Consider the following 21,970-nt stretch of genomic DNA (forward strand, 5'->3'; position numbering starts at 1 on the left):
CGTGCGCCGGAGTCTTCCGCGATGCGGGCCTTGGGGCGCCGGGGCTCAGTTCAGAGAGATATGAGAGTCGTTGACGACCCGCCGCCAGAGTTTTTCTTCTTTCAGTATGTAGTCCTGCAGGTCTTGCGGCTGGCCGGTATGCGGCTTCAAGCCTTCGATGGCGATGCGCTGCTGGAACGCCTTGGAGCGTATGGCCTGTTCCGTGGCGTCGTGCAGCTTGGCAATGGCGTCGGCGGGCGTGTCTGCCGGTGCCAGCAGCCCGTACCAGCTTTCGGCCTCGTAGCCGGGCAGACCCGATTCGGCGATGGTGGGTACGCCGGGAAAGGCCGAAGAGCGCTGCTTCGAGGTGACGGCGATGGCGCGCAGCCGCCCGCTCTTGACGTATTGCGAGACACTGGCCGCGGTGCTGAACACCATGTTGATCTGGCCGCCCAGCAGGTCGGTGATGGCCGGGCTGCTGCCCTTGTAGGGCACGTGCGTCATCTTCACCTTGGCCAGGTCTTCGAACAGGGCGCCGCACAAATGCGCCGAGGTGCCCGTGCCGTAGGAACCGAAGGTCAGCTTGTCGGGATGGGCCTTGGCGTAGGCGATGATGTCCTTGACCGTCTTGAACGGGCTGTTGCCGTTGACCACCAGCACGTTCGGAGAGGTGCCTATGAGCGCGATCGGGGTGAAGTCCTTGTCGGCGTCGAAGGGCAGCTTCTTGTACAGGGCGGGGTTGACCGCGTGTGCGAAGGTGGCCATGACCAGCGTATAGCCGTCGGGCTTGCTCTTGGCGACGTAGCCGGTGCCGATCACCGTGCCGGCGCCTGGCTTGTTCAGCACCAGCACGCTTTGATCCAGGGCCTTGGACATGCCTTCGGCGATGGTGCGCGAGATCTGGTCGGTGCCGCCGCCCGGCGAGAAGGGCACCACTATTTCTATGGGTCTATCGGGAAATGCCGCGCTGGCGGGGGCTGTGGACACTGCCGCGGCGCACAGCGCGCCCGCCAGGAAAAGTGTTTTGAGTTTCATAAGGTCTCCTTTGGTCGTGGATGTCTGATTCGGATGTGGGGCCGGCAGGCGGCGAACGCCACCTTGCCGCGCCAGGGCCCAGTGTACGTACACCGGGCGATTGCGGCACCTTCTAATTTCATCTAATGGAAATATATGCCGGGTGCGGCGGCGCGGCGCCTGGAGCGTGGCCGTGCGGCTACGGGGCGTGGCGGCGGCTGGCCGTGTCGAGATCGGGCAGGGAAAGATATTGACGGCCGGGCGCCGCGCCCGGCGATTGCGGCGCGTGGGAAGCAGCTTGTCGCCAGGCCGTTGCGGCTGGTCAGATCGGCCGTTCGAGCTCGAGGTCTCGCACCTCGGATTTGGTTTCCATCCAGCGGTCGAGAATACGGTATGCGTCGCGCTCGGTGCGCTCGTCCGGGACGATCTTCCGTATGGTCAGTTCGAGGCGGTGGCCGTTCGGATCGAAAAAGTAGATCGATACGCACATATGGCCGTCCTTCGGGCCGATTACCTTTACGCCGGCGGCCTCCAGTCTCTGTTTGGCGGCCATCAGGGTTTCCATGTCCGGCAGTTCCAGCGCCAGGTGCTGAACCCATGCGGGCGTATTCGGATCGCGATCCATGGGAGGTTCGTCCGGAACCTCGAAAAAAGCCACGCATCCGCCATTGCGCATATGGAAGAAGATGTGGATGTGTGGGCAGCGCTCTTTGGTGGACTGAACATATTCAGAGGTAATTGCCGCCACGAGCGGCATGTCCAGCAGCTTGGTGTAGAACTCGGTCGTTTCGCGCGCGTCCTTGCAGCGATAGGCCACGTGATCCAGGCCCAGGGGGGTGAAGTTCATTGACGGCTCCTAAGGCGCCGCGCGTTTCGCGTGCGCCGGAAAAACATGTGCTGATTACATTACATGCGTTGATATGACACTTGTGCCATTTTGGCATTAATGACATAATGCCGTCAATGATATGAAATGCATAGCAAGACGGAATATGAAAGAGCTAGAGACAGATGTCCTGATTGTCGGCGGCGGCCCCGTGGGGCTGGCATTGTCGCTGGAGCTGGGATGGCGTGGCGTCCGCTGTGTGCTGGTAGAGCAAACCGACGGCGTCATCGAGCAGCCCAAGATGGACGGGGTGAATATCCGAACCATGGAGTTCTGCCGTCGCTGGGGAATCGTCGATGCAATGAAGCATTGCGACTTCCCTAAAGATTACCCGCAGGACATGGTCTATCTGACCAGCGTGGCGGGCTACGAGCTGGGGCGCGAGGCTTTTGCCACCCCTTCCGGGGGCGCGGAAGAATTGCAGTCCGGCCACAGCCCGGAATCGCGCATCCGCTGTCCTCAGACCATGTTTGATCCGATCTTGCAGGCGAAGGCTCGCACTTTCGGCACGGTATCGTTGAAATACGAGCATCGCATGCTGGGCTTCGAGGAGGTCGGCAGCGCCGTTGTCGCCCGGGTGCAGGATCTTCGCGCCAGGCAAGACGTGGCGATCCGGGCCCGCTACCTGGTGGCGTGCGACGGTGGCGGCAGCGGTGTGCGTAAGGCCTTGGGTGCCGAAGACGATGCGGGTAACGTGCTTACGTACTCGACCAACGTCATGTTCAGGTGCCCCGATATCTACAAGATCTATAACAAGCCTCTTGCCTATCGCCACTTCTTCATCGGAGAGGAAGGGACATGGGCGTCCATGGTCGCCATCAGCGGCCGCGACGTCTGGAGATTGTCGATTACCGACATAGGCCAGTCGGGAAAATTGACATCCGAACAAGTCCGCGCGGCAATTCGGCGGGCCTTGGGGGCGGAGGTTCCATTCGAAGTCATTTCCGTCATGCCTTGGGCGCGCCGCGAAATGGTGGCCCGCCGCTTCCGCCAGGGGCGCGTCTTTCTCGCCGGCGATGCCGCTCATGTGATGTCGCCGACCGGCGGTTTCGGCATGAACACGGGTATTGCCGATGCGGTCGACTTGGCATGGAAGCTGGAGGGGGCGCTTCGCGGTTGGGGCGGTGAAGGTTTGCTTCAGTCGTATGAGTCCGAGCGTCGGCAGATTGCGTTGCGCACGGTACGCGAAGCTACGGGAAACCTGATGCGCACGCTGTCGCCGGGTTCGCAGCCGCGGCTGTTGGATGCGACGCGCGAGGGCGCGATCGTACGCTATGAGGTCGGCCGCCGGTTTGCCGCGACCATGTTAAGAGAATGGTACAAGCTCGGCGTCGATTTGGGCTATAGGTATGCAGGTTCGCCCATATGTGCGCAGGCAGAGTCGAAAACAGATCGAAGCAAGCCCGAGCCGCGGCCCGGTATTGCCGCCGGGCTGGCCACGCACTTCGCCGACGGCTCACCCGTGACCCCGACTGCACTGCGGGAACGCCAGCGCCTGGGCGTGCACCTTGCGCAAGGTGTCGTGCCCGAGCCTCAGGACACAGAGCTGGCCGCTTCTGAGGTCATGGTCTTTCCGTACTATGCGCAAGTCGGCGCGCGTGCGCCGCATGTGTGGCTGAGCGATGGCCGTTCCACGCTGGATCTCTTCGGCCGGGCGTTTACGCTGTTTGTGATCGAGTCCCGCCCTCGAACCGTCGAGGCCCTGGCGGCCGCGGCAAGGGCGGTGGGCCTGCCTCTGGATGTCGTCGAATGTCACGAGCCCCAGTTGCGCGGCCCATACCTCACCTCGCTGGTTCTGGTTCGGCCGGATCAGCACATTGCGTGGATGGGCGAGGAATTGGGTGCCGGGGATGCCGAGTCCCTGATTGATAAAGTCCGAGGAGCTTGAAATGAAGAAACCATTGCCAGTGGCCTTGGGCCGGGCCGAGCCAAGGGCCTGTGCGCCGCAAAGGCGCGGGGCAGGGGCGGGGCAAACCCTCGGCGCTGCAGGCAAAGCCGTCCAAACGAAGGGGAAGCCATGAGCCCGCAGCTTGTTGCCCTTGCAACCGTGCCTGGCGGCTACATGGAAAGCCAGAGCGGACTCCAGCGGGCGAACCCGAAGGTGTATGGAAACTACATGCCTGCCGCCGACGGGTCGCTGGATTTGGCGTTCATCGTGTTTCATCCGACCAGCAACTTTCATGGCCATTATCTGCTGGGGCCGCTGGCCAAGCACAACGCGGGCCTGCTGGCCTTGAATACGCGCTATGTCGGCAATGATTCAGTGCTGCTCATGGAGATGGCGCTTCATGACGTGGCCGCGGGCATGAGGTTTCTGCGCGACAGGGGCTATCGCAAGATCGTCATGCTTGGAAATTCCGGCGGCGGGTCGCTTGCCGCGCTCTACCAGCAGCAGGCCGAACTGCCCAGCATCCGCACGACGCCCGATGGGAGGCTATGCGATATTGCCGCCGCAGCCCTGCCTGCCGCCGATGCGCTTGCGCTGGTGGCGGCACACCCCGGTCGAGCCACGCAGTTGCTTGCGAAGATCGATCCGTCCGTGCTGGATGAAAGCGACGCTGCGCGGATTGACCCGCAATGGGACTTGTTTGCGGAAGGCAGGACGGCCCCGCTGGATCGGGAGTGGGTCAGGGAATTCCGGCTTGCCCAGGAGCGGCGCTTGAAACGCATCGTGGCTTGGGTGGAATGCCGCTTGCAGGAACTGGATCGCTCGGTACCGCCAGAGATCGCCGACGATGCCTTTATTGTGCGCCGGACGCAGGCAGACCCCCGGACGGTGGACTTGACGCTCGATGCGAGTGATCGCGGCTTGGGTGGCCTGGGCGGCGATGCGCGGCTCTACAACGCGGCGGCGAACGGGCTGGCCAGGTTCTGCACCTTGCGGTCGTTCCTGAGCCAGTGGAGCCCATGGCATACGCGTGCGCTGGGCCCGGAGTGTCTAAGCAAGACGCGCGCGCCGGTTCTGATAGTGGAATACAGCGCGGATCAAACCGTATTTCCGAGCCAGATCCGCGAGTGGTGCACTGCTGCCGGTAGCCGTGGGCAGTTGGTGCAGATCAAGGGAGCCCCGCATTACCTTACGCAGGGCCCCGACATCGAGCGTGTGGCCCAGCTGCTTGATTCGTGGGCCCGAGGCCTTTGATACGGATCCGCGATCAAAAAGACAGCGGCGTTGCTTTGCCCGGCCGTACTACATGTCTTGTTCGTCGGCTGCGCGCCTTGTTCGTTCAACGCGCTTGCCGTGCTGATCGTAAACCCGTATCAGGCCGACTGGCAGCAATATTGACTGGAGACATCAATGAATTTTCGTGGTTTGCCTGAAACTTCCGCTACGGGTGCGCGCGGGCGCCGGGGCTTCTGCATAGTGACGATCGGCGCGGCGGTGTCCGCGCTCGGCTGGCCCTCGAGCGGCTCGGCGCGGCCCAGAGCGCTGCGCATCGTCGTGCCGTACGCGGCCGGCGGCGGCACGGACATCCTCGCCAGGCACTTGGCGGACGCACTCGGGAAAGAACTCGACGAGCCTGTCATTGTCGATAACCGTCCGGGGGCGGGTACCAATATCGGTGCGGACTACGTCGCCAAGTCGGCGCCGGACGGGACGACGCTGTTGATGGGCGACATGGCGCTTTCAGTGAATCCGTCGCTGTTCAAGCATATGCCTTACGACTCGGAACGCGACCTGCAGCCGATTGCGACCGTCGCGACCGCGCCCCTGGTGCTCATCGTCAACCCCCGGGTCAAGGCCGCGAACGTCAAGGAACTGGTTGCGCTGGCGCGGTCTGCTCCCGGCGCGGTGTCGTTTGCCTCGGCGGGGCTGGGCAGCCCGCCGCATATCGCCGGAGAGCTGTTCCGTACGACCATCGGGGCCGACATGACGCATGTGCCCTACAAAGGCGTAGGCCCGGCGCTCAACGACGTCATCGGCGGCCAGGTGTCGATGCTGTTCACCGGCCTGAGCAGCGCGCTGCAGCAGATCCGGGCCGGCAAGGTGCGGGCCTTGGCCATTACCGGCACGCATCGAGTGCCCGGCCTTCCCGATGTCCCCACGATGGCAGAGGCAGGGTTCCCCGATATCGATGTGACCTCGTGGTGGGGGCTGTTCGGGCCCAAGGGACTGCCGCAAGACCAGGCTGAAAAATTATCGGCTGCGGTCAAGAGGGCTCTTGGCGAAAGCGCCGTAAGATCGCGGCTGGCGGCGCTTTCGATCGATGCTTCATATTCCAGCGGAGCAAAGCTCGGCGATCGCCTCAAGGCCGAAACACTCCGCTGGGCCGAAGTTCTGCGCAAGGCAGATATCGCGCCTCAATAGCTTGGGTACGGCCCGTACCGGCCCGGCGGCGGCTAAGCTGCAGCGCAGCGCCGGCCACACATCTCCGCCAGCACCTCGCCGGCCGCACCTCGCCGGCCGCACCTGTTTAGCTGTTTACACTAAAGGGGTATAGCACCTCTTTCAGTGTGAACAGAGACCAGGAGTCATGGCATGGATAGCAAGATCGCGATCGTCACCGGCGGCAGCCGGGGACTGGGCAGGAATACCGCTCTGGCGCTGGCGGGACAGGGCGTGGACGTCATTCTTACCTATCGCAGCAATCAGTCCGAGGCGCAGGCCGTGGCGCGGCAGATCGAGCAGGCGGGGCGGCAGGCGCTTGCGCTGCAGCTGGACGTCGCTCGCAGCGACACCTTCGAGGCCTTCGCCGCGCAAGTCGCCGGCGCGTTGCAACAGCGCTGGCAGCGCGCCAATTTCGATTTTCTGGTGAATAACGCAGGCATCGGCATCCACGCGGCATTCGCCGAGACCACCGAAGCGCAGTTCGACGAGCTGATGAACATACATCTGAAGGGCCCGTTTTTCCTGACGCAGAAGCTGCTGCCCCTGATCGCCGATGGCGGGCGTATCGTCAACCTGTCCTCGGGCCTGGCGCGCTTTGCCTTGCCGGGCTATGCCGCCTATGGCGCCATGAAGGGCGGCATCGAGGTGCTGACCCGCTATATGGCCAAGGAGCTGGGTGCGCGCGGCATCGCCGTCAATGCCGTGGCGCCGGGTGCAATCGCCACCGATTTCGGCGGCGGCGTGGTGCGCGACAACGAACAGGTCAACCGCGGTATCGCAGCCAACACGGCTCTGGGCCGCGTCGGCCAGGCCGACGATATAGGCGGCGCCATCGCGGCCCTGCTGCGCGACGAGAACCGCTGGATCAACGCCCAGCGCATCGAGATCTCGGGCGGCATGTTCCTATAGGCCTGTCGGGCGAGCCCAGGGCCGAGCCCGAGGCCGTGGCGTCTGCGGCCCCGCGCTTTGCCGGCCGGGTTCCTGGCCCGGCTCATGAACAGGGATTCCGTGGGCTAGCGGACTACCCTAGTGCTCGTCGTGCAGGTAGGCCGCCCGGCGCGGCAGGCGCAGGCTGACCAGGAAGGCCACTACCATCATGGCCGTAACGTACCAGAAGAAGCTGGTTTCGTTGCCCAGCGATTTCAGGCCCAGGGCCACGTATTCGGCCGTTCCGCCGAATATGGCGTTGGCCACCGCGTAAGCGAAGCCCACGCCCAGCGCCCGGATCTCGGGCGGGAACATTTCCGACTTCACGATGCCGCTGATGGACGTGTAGAAGCTGACGATGGCCAGCGCCACGATGATCAGCACTGTCGCAACATAGGGGTTGGTCACGTGGTGCAGGGTGGCCAGGATCGGCACCGTGCACAGCGCACCCAGGCCGCCGAACAGCAGCATGTTGTTGCGCCGGCCGATGCGGTCGGACAGCGCGCCGAACGCGGGCTGCAGGCACATGTAGACGAACAGGCAGAAGGTCATCACATAGCTGGCGGTCTTGACCGGCATACCGGCCGAGTTCACCAGATACTTCTGCATGTAGGTGGTGAAGGTGTAGAAGATCAGCGAACCGCCGGCGGTAAAGCCCAGCACGGTGAAGAACGCCGCCTTGTGGTGGCGGAACAGGGCGGTAAGGGTGCCGGCCTCGCTGTTGGCGCGGGTGGCCGCGGTGGAGGTCTCGTGCAGTGTGCTGCGCAGCAGCAGCGCCACGACCGCGGTGACGGCGCCCACTACGAAGGGAATGCGCCAGCCCCAGTCGCGCAGCTGGTCGAGGCTGAGGAATTGCTGCAATATGACCACCACCAGCACCGCCAGCAGTTGGCCGCCGATCAGCGTTACGTATTGGAACGAGGCAAAGAAGCCGCGCTGGCCGCGCAGCGCGACCTCGCTCATGTAGGTGGCGGTGGTGCCGTACTCGCCGCCGACCGACAGGCCCTGCACCAGGCGCGCCAGCAGCAGCAGGCCGGGGGCCCAGGCGCCGATGCTGGCGTAGGTGGGCAGGAAGGCCACCACCAGCGAGCCGCCGCACATCATGACGACGGAAATCAGCAGCGATATCTTGCGGCCGTGCTTGTCGGCGATGCGCCCGAAAAGCCAGCCGCCGATGGGCCGCATCAGGAACCCGGCAGCGAACACGCCGGCAGTGTTCAGCAGCTGCACCGTGGGATCGGACTGGGGAAAGAATGCGTGCGCGAAGTAGATCGCGCAGAATGCGTAGATGTAGAAGTCGAACCATTCGACCAGGTTGCCCGACGAGGCCGCGACGATGGCGAATACGCGCTTGCGCTTTTCTTCCGCGCTGTAGTGCGGCGCCGCGGCCGCGGCAGGGACTGTGGATGTTTGAGTACTCATGCTAAGTGGTTTCTTCCTGATGTTGCTGCTGTCCAGTCGCCGCCCAACGCCGAAAACGCCCCTGGGGCGTTGCGGTTATGGCTGCTTGCGGAAACGGGATCCTGGGCGATGCGCCGGGTTTGCCGCCGGGACTCGGCCGATGGGCCGGGAGCGGGCGGGTGCAGAAACGAACGGCGGCCTGCAGGTTTGTGTGCCATTCTGGACAACCGGCAAATGAGCCGGCAGCGTGGCAAGACTGTTTATTATACTAGTTCCGGGCGGACTGCTTTGCGCGGCAGGCCAGCGGCGGCGCGCCGCCAGCCCCCCGTGCGAGGCATACGAACTGCGATATGGTTCATGCCGGCCGCGGCATATGTCGCCCGAGCGCTTGGCGTATCAGAACGTGCCCGGGTAGGCGCCGCCGTCCAGAAGAATATTCTGGCCCGTGAGGTAGGCCGCTTGCATGCTGCACAGAAAGGCGCAGACTTCGCCGAATTCCGCCGGCGTGCCGAAGCGGCGTGCCGGGATGCCGTTGCGGCGTGCTTCGTATAGCGCATCGAAGCCCCGCCCTGTTTTCTTGGCGCCAGCCTCCATTGCATGCCGCAGGCGATCCGTGTCGAACGCGCCGGGCAGCAGGTTGTTGATCGTGACGCCCTGGGCTGCGATGGCGCTGCGCGCCACACCCGCCACGAAACCCGTCAGCCCGCTGCGCGCGCCGTTGGATAGTCCGAGTATGTCGATCGGCGATTTCACCGAGCTCGAGGTGATGTTCACGATGCGCCCATAGCCGCGCTGCGCCATGCCGTCGACCGTCGCTTTGATCAACTCGATCGGCGTCAGCATATTGGCGTCCAGCGCCGCCACCCACGCCTTGCGATCCCAGTCGCGGAAATCGCCAGGTGGCGGCCCGCCCGCATTGGTGACGACGATGTCGAAGTCCTGTTGCTGCGCGAAGACTGCCGCCCGGCCCGCTTCGGTGGTGATGTCGGCCGCCACGTGCCTGACGCTGGGCGGCGCGGCACCGGCGGCAGATTCAGCGGCCATTGCCTGCAGCGAGCGGGCGGCGGCCTGCAGCGCTTCGGCGCCGCGCGCCACGATGATTACATTTACGCCTTCGCGCACCAGCGCCTGCGCGCAGCCCAGGCCCAGTCCTTTGCTGGCGCCGCAAACCAGAGCCGTCCTGCCTGCAATTCCGAAATCCATGCGATGTTCTCCTTGTGGTGTCCCGCGGCGGGTTCGGGCCGGCCGAACCTTATGCACCGCATCCGGTATCGTAATCTCGTATCGGGTATTAAGATACGAACCGGCTCCAGGCCTTCCGGCGCGGCGGTATCTGCGCCGGCCCGACTCTTGCACGCGCACCCCTTATGCACAATACCCTCGACCTTCCTGCCTACCTTTCCCGTATCGGCTATCGCGGAGACATCGCTGCCAGCCTGCCGGTGCTGCGCGCGATCGTCCTGCAGCATGCGCAGGCGATCAGCTTCGAGAACCTGAGCCCGTTCCTGGGCCTGCCCGTCAGCCTGGAGCTGGCCGATGTCGAGCGCAAGCTGGTGTTCCAGGGGCGCGGAGGCTATTGCTTCGAGCAGAATCTGCTGCTGGGCCAAGCGTTGCGCCAGATCGGCTTCGAGGTCACCGGCCTGGCCGCGCGCGTGTTATGGATGAAGCCCGAAGATGCCCAGACGGCGCGCAGCCACATGCTGCTGGCGGTGGATCTGGACGGCGTGCGCCGGGTGGTGGACGTGGGGTTCGGCGGACAGACCTTGACGGGGGTGCTGGAACTGCGCCCCGATGCGCTGCAGGCCACGCCGCATGGCGATTTCCGCCTGTTGTGCGGCGCGGGGCAATGGCGCATGCAGAGTCGGACGCAGGGGCAATGGTGCACCTTGTATCGCTACGATCTGTCGCCGCAATACCTCATAGACTACGAGGTAGCCAATTACTATGTCTCCACGCATCCGCATTCGCTGTTCACGCAGAACCTGATTGCGGCACGGCCGGTGCCGCAGGGCCGCCTGGCGCTGCAAAACCGCGACTACACGTTTTATCCGATGGAGGGGCAGGGCGAGCCGCAGCGCCGCAGCTTGGCCAGCGGCGCCGAGATTCTTGCCGTGCTGGCCGATGATTTCGGCCTGGACGTGGCGGGCCTGCCGGGGCTGGCCGCGCGGCTCGATACGCTGTGATCCGGGCCGGCGCGGGGTGGAGCGCAGGGTTCAGGAACCCGAATCGCGCAACTGGGCGAATGCCTGGTCGAGCCGGGTGTTGGCGTCGGCCAGCCGCTTGCGGGTCTGGCTCATCCAGTCTTCGTCGGCCTTCAGCGTAGCCTGGGCCTCGCCCAGCATGCGCCGCACCTCGGGCGGCTGCGGGCCGCCGATGCCGACCCGGGTGTTGACCATGTACACCGGCGACAGGGTCTGGCGGAATTCGGCTTCGGACATGGGCAGCTTGGTGCTGTCGGGCAGCTTGAATTTCCGGATGGCTTCGGCGTAGAGTTCCACCGCCTTGTCGTAGGGGAAGTCTTTGGGCTTGTAGCCGTTGGCCCGCGCATACGTGACGATGGCCGAGGCGAATCGGTGCCCCACGCGGAACGGTATCTTGTCTTCGCGCTGCAGGGTTTCGGCCAGCTCCATGGAAGTGGTCCAATCGTTTTCCAGTTCTTCCAGCGAGCGCTTGGGGTTGACGGTAAGTGCGTCCATCACCACGTTCATGTCCTTGATCATCTGCATGGCCTGCGGGAAGAAGCCGATCTGCGCCCAGGGATCCTTGTAGTCCGTCATGCCGGTGGTGACGTTGTGCGCGCGGAAAACCACGGTCTGCGCCAGGCCCACCACGTTGGAAGCCGCTTCGCGGGCGCGCATGATGACGCCGGGGTTGCGCTTCTGCGGCATGGCGCTGCTGGTGTAGGTAGCCCCTTCGTTCAGCAGCATCCAGGGCCGCGTCTGGTGATACTGGGTGTGGATGTCGCCCAGTATCGCGCCCAGCCGTATGGCGGTGGATGACACGATGCCCATGGCTTCCAGCGAGATGTCGGAAGGCGCGACCTGGCTGGAGTCCATGGAATTCTCGATGATGCCGTCGAAGCCCAGCAGGTCGGCCATGCGCTTGCGGTTCAGCGGCCAGCTGGAATTGGCCAGCACGGCGGTGCCCATGGCGCTGCGGTTCAGCCTCTTGTAGAGTTCGTGTATGCGCTGCGCATCGCGGTCGAACGAGGCCTCGTAGGCCAGCAGATAATGGGCGTAAGTAATGGGCATGGCCTGCACGCCGTTGGTGTAGGCCGGGATGTAGGTCTCGACATTCTTGGCCGCAGTGGCCAGGATGCGCCGGCGCAGGCTGTCCAAGGCGTCGGAATAATCCAGCAGCTCGGTGCGCAGCTTGGCCATGCGGAAGGTGGCGTACATGTCCTGCCGGCTGCGGCCGGTATGTACTAGCGAGGCATCGGGCCCGATGTCCTCGGTAATGATGCGTTCTATCTGCAGCACGTCCTTGGGCCGTCGGCCGCCGGGCTTGGCGGCCTGGTCGATGACGTATTGCACGCCCTTGGCGATCTTGCGGCCCATTTCCGGCGAGATGATCTTCTCTTCGGTCAGCATGACCGCCGAGGCGCGGTTGATCTGGTTCAGCCAATAGAACTGATCCTGGGCCTGGTCGGCCTGGCTGGTGGCCAGGCCCGCGCCCACGCGGGTGCCGCCCATGACGCCGGCCTTCGCGGCCTCGCGGTTGCATTGTTCCGTGGTGTGGCACGGCGCCTGGCCGGTGTCGGCGGCCGTGGCGGCCGCCGGCGCGCCCAGCAGCACGCAGATGAGCAGTGCGGTCTTGCGGTTCATGATGCTCGTCCCCTTGTGTGATGGGGCCGCGCTGCAGCGTCGCGCATTCCCGCGGCCCGGCTCGTGGAAATCAGTTAGTCGAAATCATAGAGCCTGGCGGGATTATCGACCAGGATGCGCGCCCGGGTGGCGGGATCGGGTGCCCACAGCGCCAGCTGGTTGCGCAGCACTCCGGTGTCGGGCATGCGGCCCACGGACACGTGCGGCCAGTCGCTGCCCCAGAGCATGCGTTCGGATGCCGTTGCCACCAGGGCCTGCGCCCAGGGCACCACGTCGCGGAACTGCGGGAAGTCCTGGCTGATGCGATAGGCGCCGGAAAGCTTCACCCACCAGCCATGGTCGCGCACCAGATGCTGCAGGGCCTGGAAGCCCGGGTGTGCCGTTCCCAGGGACACCGGAATATGGCCCATGTGGTCGACCACGCCCGGCACCGGTAGTTTCTGCATGCGCGGCATCATCTCGGGCAAATGGCGGATGTCCATCAGGAACTGCATGTGCCAGCCCATGTCGGCGATGCGCGGTGCCAGTTTCTCCATGGCCTCGAACCCGGTTCCGCCGCCGAACAGTACATTGAGCCGCAGGCCGCGCACGCCTGCATCGTGCATGTCGCGCAGCTGACGCTCGCTTACGTCGGCACGCACTACGCCGACCCCGCGCAATTGCCGCGGATGGCGTTTCAGCACTTCGAGCATGTAGCGATTGTCGTCGCCGTACACGCTGATCTGCACCAGCACGCCGCGCTGCATGCCGGTGGCGGCCAGCATGGCCAGGTATTTTTCTTCGGGAGCGGGCGGCGGCGTGTAGCTGCGCTCGGGCACCATCGGGTATGACGGGTCGGCCGCCACCACATGCGCGTGCGTATCGCAGGCGCCGTCCGGAATCCCGAACGTTGCGGGCTGTACGTCTTCTAGCGGGGCCAGGCAGAGGGCATGGGTGGGATTCCCTGATACGTCCGGGTCTTGCATGAGCTGATCGTTCCTCCGCTTGCGGACGTTGCGGGTGCCTGGCCGGCGGCGGCAGGCACGCGGCGGTCGTCCGCTTGCATAATGAATAGGTGTATGCGAAGGACGAATGTACGCCCCGCGCGCCTGGAAAATCAAGCGCGGGCTGTACCGGCGCGGCCGGGGTTGGTTCAGGAGTACAGCGTGTCGCTGCGCCGTACCTGCATGCCCAGGCGGCCCATGTCGGCCAGGAACTGCGTGCTCAGGTTTTCGAAGCCGGCGATGGTGCTGCAGCAGTCTTCCAGCAGCACCATTTTGCGGGCGCTGTCCGCGCCCAGCAGCTCCACCAGGTCGCGCACCGTGTTGGCCACACAATGCGACAAAGCCTCGCCGGCGATCAGCAGCGTGTCGGCCTGCGCCAGCCGCGCCAGCCAGCCGCGGTCGGGCAGGGTGCGCGGATCGTTCGGGTCGGGCACTTCTGCACGCAGCGCCGAATAGTGTTCGGTATTCGGCGACAGCCCCTTCCAGATGAAACACGGCGCACGCAGGCGGCCGCGGCCCCAGGCGCCTATGGCCTGCATCACGGCCGGGTGAATGTTGTGGCCCGGCGTGCCAACCAGGCAGTGCTCCGGCCAGACGACCAATTGGTGGCGGCCGCGTTCGGCCAGCGCCCGTACATAGGCCAGGCTGGCCGCGGCTTGCGCCGGGTCGGCCGCTAGCCAGCGGCCAGCCGCAAGATCCTCTTCGCCGATGACGGTGAACGGTTCGGGACGCTGGCCTTGCGCGTCGCGCCACCAGCAGGGGTGGGCGATGTCCAGCGGGCTATGCGAGTCGAGTGTGACGTGGATGTCGGAGAACAGATGGCCGCAGCGATCCACCAGGGCCGCGGCGCGGCGCAGATCCGCGTCGGCACCGGCCACGGGCAGCGCCGCGCCGGGCAGGTCGCAGAAATCGTATTGGGGGTCGACCAGCAGCAGTTGTATAGAGCGAGGCATGGCTTACTTCTTTACGCAGGTGCAAGATGCGCCGCGGTTGGCGGCTTTGATCCGGAACGCGGGAAATCTGCAGTGCTGCGATTCAATGATTCAATGAAAAGGCCGTCATCCAAAAAAGCGTCGTGCGATTATTTTTCCTATAAATTATTTTCCAATGAACCCACTTGCACTTGCACTTGCACCTGGGCTTGTTCTTTCCATCTTTCTTCTATTCTATATAGAGGCATAAACCTCCTTTACGCATTGATGCAAGGCATCGATGCGGCGCCTGTCCACATCTGCGGAACGCCGCGCCAATACTATTTCCCGCTTGGGCATCCGTTCGCCCAAAGAAATGAGCTTGACGTCGCACAGGTCGAGTACCGGCTTCTGTGGCGCAGGTATGACGGAAAAACCCAAGCCTTCCGCGACGATGCCCAGCACGCCATGCGCGGTCATGACTTCGTATTGCGGGTGCAGGTCGGGGGCAATGCTTCGAACAAAAGCCGTGGCGAGGCGGCCGCCCTCCAGGCTGCCGTTATAGCGTATCCATGGCAAGGCCCGGACTATTGCTTCCACTTCGTGGGGCTGCGCAGTCTGAGTCGGGTAGGCCAATATGAACGGCTCTTCGAATACGGCTTCGCAAACGAGTTTGCGCGAGATTCCGGTGCGCGGCCGGACGACGACAGCAGCGTCGATGTCGCCGGCCTTCAGGGCTTCCAGCAGCTTTTCCGATGTGTTCTCGGGTTCCAGTGTGACGCGCAAGTTCGGGTAGCGCTGGCTGGTGGTGCGCAGGATGGCGGGCAGGGTGGACAAAAGCACGCTGTTGATGACCCCCAAACGCAGGCGTCCGCTGACTTCCGGCCGGTTGCGGTCGCGCAGCGCATCCAGTTGCGCCAGCGCGCCGTCCACTGTGGCGACGACTTCCAGGGCGAAGGAGGTGGGCTTGACGGATCTGCCCGAACGGTCGAACAAGGGGCTGCCGAAGTAGTCCTCTAATTGGCGCATTTGCTGGCTGACCGCGCTTGGCGTCAGCGCCAGTTCTCGGGCTGCGGCGGCAAAGTTGCCCCGGCGGATTACCGCCTGAAGCGTAGGAAGGTTTCCAAGCTTCACGTGATCACCTGAAGAAAATGAATATGGCGATTTGAATAGGGCAATTGATTAAATTTTCTAACTTTTTCATCAAAGAATGATCGTTTTTATTTTATGTAGGGGCTGTGTAGCATAGGTTCAACTCGCGAGGCCGAAGCCAGTCTCGCCAACTATCAGGAGTCCCAATGAACGAGCAAACCAACGAGATCGGCCAGCGGCTGGATGTCGATAGCGACATTCTACGAGTGTTCTCCGTCCTGAGTGCCGGCGGTATTGCCATCTGCCCGAACAGGGTGGGCTACGGAATCTGGGGAGGGTCGCCGGCGGCACTCGAGCGCATCTACCGCCAGAAGGGGCGTGGGCCGCACAAGCGCAATGCCTTGATCACGGATGAAGCCGGGCAGCGCGAAATCCACGATCTGGATCCGCGCCGGCAGGCCATGGTCGAATGCGTCACGGTGGATCACGATCTGCCCATGGGCGTGATTGCGAAATACCACAGGGATCATCCCCTGCTGCAGAAGGTGGATCCGGAATTGCTGCGAGCCAGTACCGCGGACGGCACTATCGGCATGCTGCTCAATGGTGGGCGCATCCATTCCGCAATAGGAAAGCTGAGCCGCGAAGCCTTGCATCCGGTATTCGGGTCGTCGGCCAATTTGTCCGGCACCGGCACCAAGTTCCGGCTGGAGGACGTGCAGCCCGAAATCCGGGCCATTGCGGATATCGAGCTGAATTACGGGCTGCGTCCCTGTCACCTGTACCAGCGTTCATCGACGATCATCAATTTCGAAGATATGACGGTGGTGCGCATGGGGTCTTGCTACGAGCTGATCGCGGACGCCCTGAAACGCCACTTCAATGTCGACCTTCCGGTTGACCAGGGGCGCGATGTCAATCCATCCGGACACCTGCAGGAGTTCCGCCTGCGCGACTTCACCGAGGAGTCTCCCGTATGAAAAAGACGACATTGCTGCGCCGGCTGATCCTGGCGCCCGAGTTGCTGGTCATGCCGGGCGCGTTCGATCCGCTTTCCGCCAGGATCATTGCCACGGCGGGTTTCTCCGCCATTCAATGCTCGGGCTTTGGCATGTCGATGACGCGCCTGGGGCTGCCCGACTATAGTTTCATGTCGATGTCGGACATGCTTGCCGCCACCCGGCCCATCGTCGACGCGGTGGATATTCCGGTAATGGCCGACGCCGACACGGGTTTCGGCAATGCGGTGAACGCATGGTATGCGGTGCGGGCGTTCGAGCAGATCGGCTGCGCGGGCGTCAATATCGAAGACCAGGTGCTGCCCAAGCGTTGCGGGCACCTGGACGGCAAGCAAATAGTGCCGATTGAAGACGCCCTAGCAAAAATACGCGCCTGCGCCGAGGCGCGCCGGGATGCCGATTTCGTCATCAACGCCCGTACCGACGCTTTGGCGGTGGGCGGTATCGAGGAGGTCGTGCGCCGCGGAAATGCCTATCTGGAAGCGGGCGCCACCATGCTGTTCATTGACGGGCTCACCGATAAAAACTTGGCGCGGGAGGCGGTCGAGCGGATTCGCGGCCCGGTCGCCATTAATGTCGTGGAGGGCGGCAAGTCGCCGGCCCGATTCACCTTCGCCGAAATGCAGGCCATGGGGATAGCGCGCGTCAGCCTGCCTGGGACACTGCTCATGGCCGCCGTCCAGGGAATGCAGGGCGCACTCGCGGCCGTGCTTGCGAACGGCTATCCCGGAGGCCCGGGGGCGGAACTTGCCGGCTTCGACACCCTCAAGCGCCTGGCCGGCTTCGAGCAGGTCTTTGCCCTGGAAAAACGCTATTTGGGCGGCCTGCTGGAGCACGAAAATGCCTGAGGCACGCAACATTATCCAGAAGATCTGGGATCAGCACGTCATTGCGCAAATGGACGAGGGGCAAAGCCTGATCCAGGTGGATCGGGTGATGCTGCACGACCGGGCGGGGCCGGCGGTGCTGGGGGCTCTTCGGGAAAGCGGCCGCGCCCTTGCGCAGCCGGCCATGGTGTTCGGGACGATGGATCATATTATCGATACGCATCCCGGACGTGGAGATGACACGCTGTTCAAAGGTGGCCGGGCTTTTATCCAGTCTTTTCGCTCCGGCGCCCGGGCGGCCGGCATTGCCTTGTTCGATATCGGCGACCCGCGGCAGGGTATCTCGCATATCGTTTCGGCCGAGCAAGGCATAGTCCTGCCCGGCTCCGTCATGGTCTGCTGCGACAGCCATACCTGTACGCTCGGAGGCGTCGGGGCGCTGGTTTGGGGCATAGGCACCACAGAGGGAGAGCATGCGGTAGCCACCCAGACGCTGGTGCGCACGAAGCCGCGCACCATGCGAGTCGAGTTTTCGGGGCGCCTCGCGCCTGGCGTTTCAGCCAAGGACATGGCGCTGGCGATGATCAGCCTGTATGGAGCCAATGGCGGCGCCGGCCACGCGATCGAGTTCTGCGGCGATGCCGTACGCGGGCTCGACGTCGAGGCGCGCTCGACGTTATGCAATATGGCCGTGGAGTTTGGCGCATGGACAGGGCTGGTGGCCGCGGACGATACGACATTCGATTGGCTGCAGGGCAGGGCGTATGCGCCCAGGGGAGACCAGTGGAATACGGCGGTGGCGCATTGGCGCGGTCTTGCCTCCGACCCGGATGCGGCCTGGGATCGGTCTCTTGTCATCGATTGCACGGGAATGGCGCCGCAGGTGAGCTGGGGCACCAATCCCGGCCAGGCCGCGGGTATTGCCGATAGGGTGCCGGCGGATCTGGCCGTATCCGAGCCGGCCCTGAAGTACATGGATCTGCGGCCCGGGCAGCCCTTGGCCGGGGTGCCCATCGATGCGGCTTTCATTGGCTCTTGCACCAATAGCCGGCTGTCCGACCTGCGCATGGCCGCGGCCGTGCTCAAGGGCCGGAAAGTGGCGCAAGGCGTGAAGGCCATCGTGGTGCCGGGTTCTACCGCGGTCAAGCAGGCGGCCGAGGCCGAAGGCCTGGATCGCATCTTTCTTGCCGCGGGCTTCGAATGGCGCGAGAGCGGCTGTTCGCTGTGTTTTTATGCCGGCGGCGACAGTTTCGACAGCCCGGGCCGGCAAGCGCGCCGCGTAATTTCCAGCACCAACCGGAATTTCGAAGGGCGGCAGGGGCCCGGCGTGCGGACGCATCTGGCGAGCCCCGCGACGGTGGCCGCGTCCGCGCTGGCCGGCTGTATCGCCGACCCGCGTCCTTTGCTTGCTTGAGGGCTTCCGGATGGAACAATTCGTACGCATAGAGGGCCTGGCGGCTCCGCTCGTCAGGGACAATATCGACACCGACTCATTGATCCCGTCGCGTGAAATGACCAGTCCGGGCAAAGAGGGCTACGGTGAAAAGCTGCTGGCCTCGTGGCGCTATCTGCCCGGCGGCCAAGGCACACGTGTGGAGAATCCCGATTTCGTGCTGAACAAGCCGCCGTTTCGCCAGGCCCGTTTCCTTCTGGCCGGGGCGAATTTCGGCTGCGGATCGTCGCGCGAGCAGGCCGTGTGGGCGCTGAGGCAGTTTGGCATCCGTGCGGTTCTGGCCCCGGGTTTTGGCGCCATATTTCAAAACAACTGCTATCGCAACGGGCTCTTGCCTGTGACCTTGCCGCGCGAGCTTATCCAGGATCTGGCCGGGCAGGCCGAGGCCGGAAATTTGACGCTGGCGGTGGACTTGGAGCTGCAGCGCGTGCAGGTGCCGGACGGCCGCAACTGGCCATTCAAAGTGCCCGCGAACGAGCGGGCAATGATGCTGGCAGGCCTGGACGCGATAAGCCTGACGCTGCGCCGCAAGGCGGAAATTGCGGCCTTTCAGGAAATGGATCGACAACGGCGGCCCTGGATCTGGCTGCAAACTGATACACAGGAGACAACACGATGAAGTTCGCGAATTTTGCGCAGGCGCTTGCCGCTACCATTCTTTTGATGGCCAACGCCTGCGCTCACGCCCAAGCCGATTTCCCGCAGCGGCCCATCCGGATCATCGTCGCCGCCCCTCCGGGAGGAGGCACCGATCACATGGCTCGCATTCTTGGAAATGCGATTTCCGCCGATACGAAATGGACGATCATTGTCGAAAACAAGCCAGGCGCCAGCGGCATCATCGGCACGGACGCCGTTGCCAGGGCCAAGCCGGACGGCTATACGCTGGGCATGGGCCTGACTGCGACCATGGCCATCAATCCCGAGCTTTTTCGAACTCTGTCGTACAGCGTCTTGAAGGACTTCAGCGCCGTCGCGACCGTGGCGGAGCAGCCCGTAGTTCTTGTCGTACGGGCCGATTCGCCCTATCACACGGTGGCCGACCTGAAGGCGGCGCTCAAGCATAAAAGCATGACACTGGCAACGGCCGGCGTTGGCACCGTGGGGCATCTGGTGGGCAAGGTGTTCGGTCGCCAGGTCGGCGCGACCTTTGTCGAGGTGCCTTACAAGGGTTCTGGGCCTGCGTTGCAGGACGTCGCCGGAGGTGTCGTGGACGTAATGTTCGGCACGCCGCCGGGCGTGCTCCCGCTGATACGCAGCGGGCATCTGCGTGCCTTGGCCGTCTCGTCGTCCAAGCGGCTGAGCCTGCTTCCGGATGTGCCCACTTTGGCCGAGGCGGGTTGTCCGGATCTCGATGTCAGCGAATGGAAGGTATTGGTCGCGCCCGCGGGAACGCCGCCGGCAGTGGTGGATCTGCTCAATAAGGAAGTGCGGAAGGTGTTGACTCAGCCCGCCTTGCAGAAGCAGATGCTGGTTGCCGGCGATCTGCCTCTGTCAGGATCGGTGCAATATGCGCAAAATTTCCTCAAGTCGCAATTTTCCCGCTGGGCTGATATCGTACGTGAAAGCGGGCTGAGCAAGTCTAATTGAGGAAGCCATGACAGACGCACTGCAGATGGGTTTGATGCAAGGGCATCCGCTGCTGATATCTTTGCTGCTTGTCCATGCAGAGCGCCATCATGGCGATGGCGAAATCGTGTCGCGCCGCATCGAAGGCGACTTGCACCGTTACCAGTGGCGCGACGTGGCCCGCCGCTCGCGGCAGGTGGCGCGGGCGCTCGACGGGCTGGGCCTGCCGCTGTCGGCGCGGGTCGCTACTCTCGCCTGGAACGGCTACCGGCACCTGGAACTCTATTTCGGCGTCAGCGGATCCGGCCGGGTGCTGCATACCATCAACCCGCGCTTGCATCCGGATCAGATTGCCTGGATAGCCAACCATGCGGACGACCGGGTTCTGTGCTTCGACCTGAGCTTCCTGTCTCTGGTGCAGGCCGTGCATGCCCAGTGCAAAACCATCGGGCACTATGTCGCCCTGTGCGACGACGACTACTTGCCTGCCGACAGCGGGATTCCGGGGCTGATGAGCTACGAAAGCTGGGTCGCAGGGCAGTCCGCCGATTACAGCTGGCCCGAGTTCGACGAAAATGCCGCGTCGAGCCTGTGCTATACCAGCGGGACTACGGGGCACCCGAAGGCCGTGATGTACAGCCATCGCTCGACTCTGCTGCATGCCTACGGCGCGGCGCTGCCCGATTCCATGGCATTGTCCGCCCGTGATGCCGTCCTGCCCGTGGTGCCCATGTTTCATGTCAATGCCTGGGGTATTCCATACGCTGCCGCGCTTACCGGCTGCAAGCTCGTGTTTCCCGGCAATGCCCTGGACGGGCAGTCGGTTTACCAGCTGATGGAAAGCGAAGGCGTGACATTTGCCGCAGGCGTCCCCACGGTCTGGCAGATGCTGCTGGATCATGTGAAGCGTGGCGGCCTGCATTTTTCTTCTCTCAAGCGCACCGTGATCGGAGGAGCCGCCTGCCCGCCCGCCATGATCGAGGCCTTTCAAGAACAACACGGGGTAGAGGTCATCCACGCATGGGGGATGACCGAAACAAGCCCGCTGGGCACGCTGTGCACCCTGAAAAACAAGTCATTGAAGCTGCCGCGCGACCAGCAAATGAAGCTCAGGCGCAAGCAGGGGCGGGCGCTGTTCGGCGTCGACTTCAAGATCGTCGACAGGCAGGGCGCCGAGCTGCCCTGGGACGGCAAAACCTTTGGTGACTTGTATGTGAAAGGCCCTTGGGTCGTCGGTGCATACTTTTCCGCCGGCGCGGCGGATCCGCTGGTGGACGGCTGGTTCCCGACGGGCGACGTTGCGACCATCGACCCCGATGGCTATATGCAGATCACCGATCGCAGCAAGGATGTGATCAAGTCGGGCGGCGAATGGATCAGCTCCATCGACATCGAGAATATCGCGATGGCCCATCCGGCCGTTCAACTGGCGGCTTGCATAGGCGTCAAGCATCCCAAATGGGACGAGCGGCCCATAGTGGTCGCCGTGACGAAGCCGGGCGAGACCCTCGGCCGCGACGAACTGCTGCGCTTTTTCGAAGGCAAGCTTGCCAAATGGCAGATGCCGGACGACGTCATATTCGTCGACGCCATCCCTTTAGGGGCCACTGGAAAAATGCTCAAGGCGAAGGTGCGCGAGATGCCCGAGGTGCTCGATTATTGCCGGCGCGCGGGCACCCCTTCTTAGCGTCAACAGGCCCTAACGAGGATGGCAGTTGCGGCCACCCCCGAGGATGAAAGAGGCTTCTTTCACAT

General features: G+C 63.8%; 19 protein-coding genes. 11 read left to right on the plus strand and 8 right to left on the minus strand.

Annotation, left to right across the window (positions count from 1 at the left end):
• Positions 1-45 precede the first annotated feature (45 nt).
• Together CEY11_RS21755 and CEY11_RS21760 are read right to left on the minus strand one after the other, a co-directional pair.
• Positions 46-1,014: a Bug family tripartite tricarboxylate transporter substrate binding protein gene (locus CEY11_RS21755; RefSeq protein WP_088605531.1), complete on the minus strand. Its 969-nt coding sequence runs from the start codon at positions 1,012-1,014 to the stop codon at positions 46-48.
• 301 nt (positions 1,015-1,315) lie between these two features.
• Positions 1,316-1,840, minus strand: coding sequence for a VOC family protein (locus CEY11_RS21760; RefSeq protein WP_088605532.1), 525 nt, complete (start codon positions 1,838-1,840; stop codon positions 1,316-1,318).
• A 145-nt stretch (positions 1,841-1,985) separates the two neighbouring features.
• Here CEY11_RS21760 and CEY11_RS21765 point away from each other — a divergent pair, with 145 nt between their 5' ends.
• The 4 genes from CEY11_RS21765 to CEY11_RS21780 all read left to right on the plus strand — a co-directional run bounded on the left by CEY11_RS21765 (position 1,986) and on the right by CEY11_RS21780 (position 7,118).
• Entirely contained in the window at positions 1,986-3,767 is a 1,782-nt protein-coding gene (locus tag CEY11_RS21765; RefSeq protein WP_158215409.1) for an FAD-dependent monooxygenase, read from the plus strand.
• Positions 3,768-3,896: 129 nt separating this feature from the next.
• Positions 3,897-5,021 carry an alpha/beta fold hydrolase gene (locus CEY11_RS21770; protein WP_088605534.1) on the plus strand — a complete coding sequence of 375 codons (1,125 nt, stop codon included), beginning with the start codon at positions 3,897-3,899 and terminating at the stop codon, positions 5,019-5,021.
• Positions 5,022-5,177: 156 nt separating this feature from the next.
• The gene (locus CEY11_RS21775; RefSeq protein ID WP_088605535.1) at positions 5,178-6,188 is read left to right on the plus strand and encodes a Bug family tripartite tricarboxylate transporter substrate binding protein; all 1,011 of its coding nucleotides are present in this window, start codon (positions 5,178-5,180) and stop codon (positions 6,186-6,188) included.
• A 171-nt stretch (positions 6,189-6,359) separates the two neighbouring features.
• Positions 6,360-7,118, plus strand: coding sequence for an SDR family NAD(P)-dependent oxidoreductase (locus CEY11_RS21780; RefSeq protein ID WP_088605536.1), 759 nt, complete (start codon positions 6,360-6,362; stop codon positions 7,116-7,118).
• A gap of 117 nt (positions 7,119-7,235) precedes the next feature.
• Here CEY11_RS21780 and CEY11_RS21785 read toward each other — a convergent pair whose 3' ends face one another.
• Together CEY11_RS21785 and CEY11_RS21790 are read right to left on the minus strand one after the other, a co-directional pair.
• Positions 7,236-8,558: an MFS family transporter gene (locus CEY11_RS21785; RefSeq protein ID WP_088605537.1), complete on the minus strand. Its 1,323-nt coding sequence runs from the start codon at positions 8,556-8,558 to the stop codon at positions 7,236-7,238.
• 375 nt (positions 8,559-8,933) lie between these two features.
• The gene (locus CEY11_RS21790; RefSeq protein WP_088605538.1) at positions 8,934-9,740 is read right to left on the minus strand and encodes an SDR family oxidoreductase; all 807 of its coding nucleotides are present in this window, start codon (positions 9,738-9,740) and stop codon (positions 8,934-8,936) included.
• 164 nt (positions 9,741-9,904) lie between these two features.
• Here CEY11_RS21790 and CEY11_RS21795 point away from each other — a divergent pair, with 164 nt between their 5' ends.
• Positions 9,905-10,720 carry an arylamine N-acetyltransferase family protein gene (locus CEY11_RS21795; RefSeq protein ID WP_088605539.1) on the plus strand — a complete coding sequence of 272 codons (816 nt, stop codon included), beginning with the start codon at positions 9,905-9,907 and terminating at the stop codon, positions 10,718-10,720.
• Positions 10,721-10,750: 30 nt separating this feature from the next.
• Here the strand turns inward: CEY11_RS21795 and CEY11_RS21800 are convergent, their stop codons facing one another.
• From CEY11_RS21800 to CEY11_RS21815, 4 genes are all read right to left on the minus strand, one after another.
• Entirely contained in the window at positions 10,751-12,361 is a 1,611-nt protein-coding gene (locus CEY11_RS21800) for an argininosuccinate lyase (RefSeq protein ID WP_088605540.1), read from the minus strand.
• 74 nt (positions 12,362-12,435) lie between these two features.
• Entirely contained in the window at positions 12,436-13,326 is an 891-nt protein-coding gene (locus CEY11_RS21805; RefSeq protein WP_088605541.1) for an amidohydrolase family protein, read from the minus strand.
• A gap of 167 nt (positions 13,327-13,493) precedes the next feature.
• Complete coding sequence (locus CEY11_RS21810; protein WP_088605542.1) at positions 13,494-14,297, minus strand: cysteine hydrolase family protein; 804 nt, start codon at positions 14,295-14,297, stop codon at positions 13,494-13,496.
• A 213-nt stretch (positions 14,298-14,510) separates the two neighbouring features.
• Positions 14,511-15,389 (minus strand): LysR family transcriptional regulator, encoded by an 879-nt coding sequence (locus CEY11_RS21815; protein ID WP_088605543.1) that lies wholly within the window; start codon positions 15,387-15,389, stop codon positions 14,511-14,513.
• A 164-nt stretch (positions 15,390-15,553) separates the two neighbouring features.
• Here CEY11_RS21815 and CEY11_RS21820 point away from each other — a divergent pair, with 164 nt between their 5' ends.
• From CEY11_RS21820 to CEY11_RS21845, 6 genes are read left to right on the plus strand one after another with little or no spacing between them, the layout of a single operon-like run.
• Complete coding sequence (locus CEY11_RS21820) at positions 15,554-16,327, plus strand: Sua5/YciO/YrdC/YwlC family protein (protein WP_088605544.1); 774 nt, start codon at positions 15,554-15,556, stop codon at positions 16,325-16,327.
• Positions 16,324-17,214 (plus strand): isocitrate lyase/PEP mutase family protein, encoded by an 891-nt coding sequence (locus CEY11_RS21825; RefSeq protein WP_088605545.1) that lies wholly within the window; start codon positions 16,324-16,326, stop codon positions 17,212-17,214. The genes CEY11_RS21820 and CEY11_RS21825 overlap by 4 nt, the downstream gene beginning before the upstream one ends.
• Complete coding sequence (locus CEY11_RS21830) at positions 17,207-18,607, plus strand: 3-isopropylmalate dehydratase large subunit (RefSeq protein ID WP_088605546.1); 1,401 nt, start codon at positions 17,207-17,209, stop codon at positions 18,605-18,607. Before CEY11_RS21825 ends, CEY11_RS21830 begins: the two co-directional genes overlap by 8 nt.
• A gap of 10 nt (positions 18,608-18,617) precedes the next feature.
• Positions 18,618-19,265, plus strand: coding sequence for a 3-isopropylmalate dehydratase small subunit (gene leuD / locus CEY11_RS21835; RefSeq protein ID WP_088605547.1), 648 nt, complete (start codon positions 18,618-18,620; stop codon positions 19,263-19,265).
• Complete coding sequence (locus tag CEY11_RS21840; RefSeq protein WP_088605548.1) at positions 19,262-20,236, plus strand: Bug family tripartite tricarboxylate transporter substrate binding protein; 975 nt, start codon at positions 19,262-19,264, stop codon at positions 20,234-20,236. The genes leuD and CEY11_RS21840 overlap by 4 nt, the downstream gene beginning before the upstream one ends.
• 7 nt (positions 20,237-20,243) lie before the next feature.
• Positions 20,244-21,902, plus strand: a complete 1,659-nt coding sequence (locus tag CEY11_RS21845; protein ID WP_233155019.1) for a 3-(methylthio)propionyl-CoA ligase — start codon at positions 20,244-20,246, stop codon at positions 21,900-21,902.
• Positions 21,903-21,970 lie beyond the last annotated feature (68 nt).

Source organism: Candidimonas nitroreducens (genome assembly GCF_002209565.1).
GTDB classification, from domain to species: domain Bacteria; phylum Pseudomonadota; class Gammaproteobacteria; order Burkholderiales; family Burkholderiaceae_B; genus Candidimonas; species Candidimonas nitroreducens.

What these genes read in the sequence shown, in the direction of transcription:
- CEY11_RS21845 (WP_233155019.1), top strand. Translation starts at nt 20,244, where the DNA reads ATGACAGACGCACTGCAGATGGGTTTGATGCAAGGGCATCCGCTGCTG.
- CEY11_RS21795 (WP_088605539.1), top strand. Translation starts at nt 9,905, where the DNA reads ATGCACAATACCCTCGACCTTCCTGCCTACCTTTCCCGTATCGGCTAT.
- CEY11_RS21830 (WP_088605546.1), top strand. Translation starts at nt 17,207, where the DNA reads ATGCCTGAGGCACGCAACATTATCCAGAAGATCTGGGATCAGCACGTC.
- CEY11_RS21800 (WP_088605540.1), bottom strand. Translation starts at nt 12,361, where the DNA reads ATGAACCGCAAGACCGCACTGCTCATCTGCGTGCTGCTGGGCGCGCCG.
- CEY11_RS21820 (WP_088605544.1), top strand. Translation starts at nt 15,554, where the DNA reads ATGAACGAGCAAACCAACGAGATCGGCCAGCGGCTGGATGTCGATAGC.
- CEY11_RS21805 (WP_088605541.1), bottom strand. Translation starts at nt 13,326, where the DNA reads ATGCAAGACCCGGACGTATCAGGGAATCCCACCCATGCCCTCTGCCTG.
- CEY11_RS21755 (WP_088605531.1), bottom strand. Translation starts at nt 1,014, where the DNA reads ATGAAACTCAAAACACTTTTCCTGGCGGGCGCGCTGTGCGCCGCGGCA.
- CEY11_RS21840 (WP_088605548.1), top strand. Translation starts at nt 19,262, where the DNA reads ATGAAGTTCGCGAATTTTGCGCAGGCGCTTGCCGCTACCATTCTTTTG.
- CEY11_RS21785 (WP_088605537.1), bottom strand. Translation starts at nt 8,558, where the DNA reads ATGAGTACTCAAACATCCACAGTCCCTGCCGCGGCCGCGGCGCCGCAC.
- CEY11_RS21810 (WP_088605542.1), bottom strand. Translation starts at nt 14,297, where the DNA reads ATGCCTCGCTCTATACAACTGCTGCTGGTCGACCCCCAATACGATTTC.
- CEY11_RS21780 (WP_088605536.1), top strand. Translation starts at nt 6,360, where the DNA reads ATGGATAGCAAGATCGCGATCGTCACCGGCGGCAGCCGGGGACTGGGC.
- CEY11_RS21760 (WP_088605532.1), bottom strand. Translation starts at nt 1,840, where the DNA reads ATGAACTTCACCCCCCTGGGCCTGGATCACGTGGCCTATCGCTGCAAG.
- CEY11_RS21825 (WP_088605545.1), top strand. Translation starts at nt 16,324, where the DNA reads ATGAAAAAGACGACATTGCTGCGCCGGCTGATCCTGGCGCCCGAGTTG.
- leuD (WP_088605547.1), top strand. Translation starts at nt 18,618, where the DNA reads ATGGAACAATTCGTACGCATAGAGGGCCTGGCGGCTCCGCTCGTCAGG.
- CEY11_RS21775 (WP_088605535.1), top strand. Translation starts at nt 5,178, where the DNA reads ATGAATTTTCGTGGTTTGCCTGAAACTTCCGCTACGGGTGCGCGCGGG.
- CEY11_RS21770 (WP_088605534.1), top strand. Translation starts at nt 3,897, where the DNA reads ATGAGCCCGCAGCTTGTTGCCCTTGCAACCGTGCCTGGCGGCTACATG.
- CEY11_RS21790 (WP_088605538.1), bottom strand. Translation starts at nt 9,740, where the DNA reads ATGGATTTCGGAATTGCAGGCAGGACGGCTCTGGTTTGCGGCGCCAGC.
- CEY11_RS21765 (WP_158215409.1), top strand. Translation starts at nt 1,986, where the DNA reads ATGAAAGAGCTAGAGACAGATGTCCTGATTGTCGGCGGCGGCCCCGTG.